Here is a 3577-nt window from a genome sequence, read left to right as displayed (position 1 = left end):
CGAGCAATCCAACAACTCCCGGCCCATCCCCACCCACTGCGAGCCCTGCCCGGGGAACACCCACACCACCTTGCCCGGCACACCCGAACCCGCACTGCCGACCACCAGGTTCGGACCGCTCTCCCCCCGAGCCAGCGCCTGAAGCCCTACTAGCGCCTCCTCGCCGGAGCCGGCCACCACCACCGCGCGGTCGGCCAGCAGTGCCCGGCCCGCCACCAGCGCTCCGGCCACATCCGCCAGTGCCACCCCGGCGGCGCCCTCGACGAATGCCGCGAGCCGCCCCGCCTGGCCGACCAGGGAATTCGCACTCCGTGCCGACACCACCAGCGGTACCACGCCCACAGGCGCTTCCGCCTCGGCGACAGCCTCCTCCGGCGGTGCCTCCTCCAGGATCAGGTGGGCGTTCGTCCCGCTGACACCGAACGAGGACACACCGACTCGGCGCGGCCGACCGTTACGCGGCCACTCCCGCGCCTCGGTCAGCAGTTCCACCGCGCCCGCGGACCAGTCCACCTCGGTCGTGGGCTCTTTCACGTGCAGCGTGGGAGGCATGACCCCGTGCCGCAGCGCCTGCACCATCTTGATCACGCTGCCTACGCCCGCGGCTGCCTGCGTGTGACCGATGTTCGACTTCAACGAGCCCAGCCATAAGGGCTGTTGTGGATCCCGGCCCTGTCCGTACGTCGCCAGCAAGGCCTGCGCCTCGATCGGGTCACCCAGGGCCGTCCCGGTCCCGTGGCCCTCCACCACGTCCACCTCGGAGGGGGACAGCCCGGCATTGTCCAGCGCCCTGCGGATCACCCGCTGCTGCGACGGACCGTTCGGTGCGGTCAGGCCGTTGGACGCGCCGTCCTGGTTCACGGCGCTGCCGCGTACGACTGCCAGCACTCGGTGTCCGCGCTCTCGCGCCACCGACAGCCGTTCCAGCACCACCACACCGACGCCCTCGGCCAGCCCCATTCCGTCGGCGCCGTCCGCGTACGCCTTGCACCGCCCGTCACCGGCCAGGCCCCGCTGCCGGGAGAAGGCCACGAAGTTTCCAGGCGTCGACATCACCATCGCGCCGCCGGCCAGCGCCATCGAGCACTCGCCCTGCCGCAGCGCCTGCGCGGCCAGATGCATCGCCACCAAGGAAGACGAGCACGCCGTGTCCACCGTGACCGCCGGACCTTCGAAACCGAAGACGTACGACACCCGGCCCGACGCCACACTCGACGCCGCGCCCGTACCCGCGAAGCCCTCCGACTCCGGCGTCACCACTCCGGCACCAGCCCCATAGCCCTGGCCTGACACCCCGGAGAACACCGCGACGTCGGTGCCTTTCAGGGAGACCGGGTTGACGCCTGCCCGTTCCAACGCCTCCCAGGAGGTCTCCAGCAGCAGCCGCTGCTGCGGGTCCATCGCCAGCGCCTCACGCGGGGAGATCCCGAAGAACCCCGCGTCGAAGAGCCCCGCGCCCCGCAGGAAACCACCCTGACTGGTGTAGGAGGTGCCCGGGTGGTCGGGGTCCGGATCGAACAGGCCCTCCAGATCCCAGCCGCGGTCGTCGGGGAAGTCGGAGACGGCGTCGACTCCGTCGGCCACCAGCGTCCAGAGATCTTCCGGCGAGGACACACCACCGGGGTATCGGCACGCCATGGAGACGATGGCGATCGGCTCCCGCGCCTGGTCCTCGACCTCGCGCAGCCGCTTGCGGGCGTCGCGGGCGTCGGCAATGGCCCTCTTGAGGTAGTCGCGGAGTTGTGCCTCGTCAGCCACTGAATTCAGCTCCCCGGAAATTGATGTGTGCGATTGCCGTGGGTGGGGCCCGCGCCGTCGATGCGGGCCGGACGGCCGGCTCAGTCGAGCCGGTCGACGAGCGCGAAGAGTTCCTCGTCGCTGGCGGTTTCGAGATCGTCGTCGGACGGGGCCGAGGTTCCCGGCGCCGTGCCGGCACCGCCCGCCGCCTCGGCGGCCTTCAGCAGTTCGCGCAGACGTACGGTGATCCGCTCGCGGGCCTCCCCATCGGACGCCGTGGACTCGATCACCGCCTCCAGACCGGCGAGACCGGCCAGCACCGGATCGGCGGGGGACACCGCGTCGACGGCCAGCTCGCCGAGCAGATAGGCCGAGAGGGCCAGCGGGGTCGGATAGTCGAAGACCAGCGTGGCGGGGAGCTTCAGACCGGTCGCCTCACGCAGCCGGTTGCGCAGTTCCACCGAAGTGAGCGAGTCGAACCCGGCGTCGTTGAACGCCGCCTCCGGCCGGACACCTTCCGGCCCGGCATGCCCGAGCACGACCGCGGCCTGGGCACGGACCAGTCCAAGAAGCAGTGCCTCCTGTTCCGCCGCGGCGAGACCGGCCAGCCGGTCGGACAGCTTCGCCTGCGCGTCGCCGGTGGCAGCCGCGTGCGCCGACTGCCGGCCCTCCCGCACCAGGCCGCGCAGCAGATGCGGGACTCGCCCGCCGGTCGCCGCGTCTGCACGCAGGCTCCGCAGATCCAGCTTGACCGGCACCGTCAGCGCCTGCCCACTCCTCATAGCCGCGTCGAACAGTTCCATGCCCTCCGCGGACTGCAGGGCCAGGACGCCCCCACGTCCTTCTCGCCGGGTCATCCGGGTCCTGGTGAGGTCGTCGATGCCGACCGCCATGCCGGTGGTCTCCTTCCATGGGCCCCAGGCCAGCGACAGACCGGGCAGGCCCGCGGCCCGACGGCCGGCCATCAACCCGTCCAGGAAGGCGTTCGCCGCCGCGTAACCGCCGCTGCCCGCGCCCAGGAACACGGAGGACGCGGAGGAGTAGACGATGAACGCGTCCAGGTCCAGGCTCCGGGTCAGGTCGTCCAGGTGGCGTATCGCGTCCACCTTCGGCGCGAACACCCTCGCCAACCGCTCCGGAGTCAGCGTCCCGATCACACCGGCATCGAACACACCGGCCGTGTGCACCACACCGGTCAGGGGATGGTCGTCCGGGACCGTCGCCAGCAGCGCCTCGACCTGGGCGCGGTCGGACACATCACAGGCCACCACCGACACCGCAGCACCCTGCCCCGTGAGTTCGGCGACCAGCTCCTCCACACCTTCGGCGTCCGGGCCACGGCGACTGGCCAGCACCAGATGACGCACACCGTGCCGGACGACCAGGTGCCGGGCAGCCATAGCCCCCAACGACCCGCCACCCGAGATCAGCACGGTCATCTCCGGCCCGAACGTCGCCTGTTCGGCCGGGACTTGATCAGTGATACGGACAAACCGGGGCACGGCGAGGGCCGTTCCGCGCATCGCGATCTGCGGCTCGCCGCAAGCCAGCACCAACCCCAGTCCCAGCTCCACGGCACCTTCGGTGGTGGGGTCGGTGTCCAGCAGGATGATCCGGTCGGGGTGCTCGGCCTGGGCGGCACGCACCAGGCCCCATACCGCCGCTCCCGCCGGGTCGCTCACCGCACCGTCGCTCCCGGCCGGTACCGCGCCCCGGGTCACCACCACCAGCCGCGACTCCTCCAACCCGGCCCCGGACAGCCACGCCTGCAGCACACCCAACACCCGTGAGGACAGAGCCAGTACGGCATCCTCGCCCTCATCACCGACAGCCTCCAGAA

Annotated in this window: 2 protein-coding genes; both read right to left on the bottom strand. The window is 71.3% G+C overall.

The genetic code is table 11. The annotated features are described in order from the left end of the window. The coding region (locus ACZ5CW_RS41140) for a type I polyketide synthase (protein ID WP_468610953.1) at positions 1-1758 on the bottom strand (1758 nt) is incomplete at its 3' end. 80 nt (positions 1759-1838) lie between these two features. Next, positions 1839-3577, bottom strand: a 1739-nt coding sequence (locus ACZ5CW_RS41135) for a type I polyketide synthase (protein WP_468610951.1), incomplete at its 5' end; no start/stop codon positions are given.

It is taken from the genome of Streptomyces sp. NPDC031379 (assembly GCF_055569615.1).
Note: the sequence above shows the minus strand (reverse complement) of the source record. Positions and strands in the feature narration are given on the sequence as shown.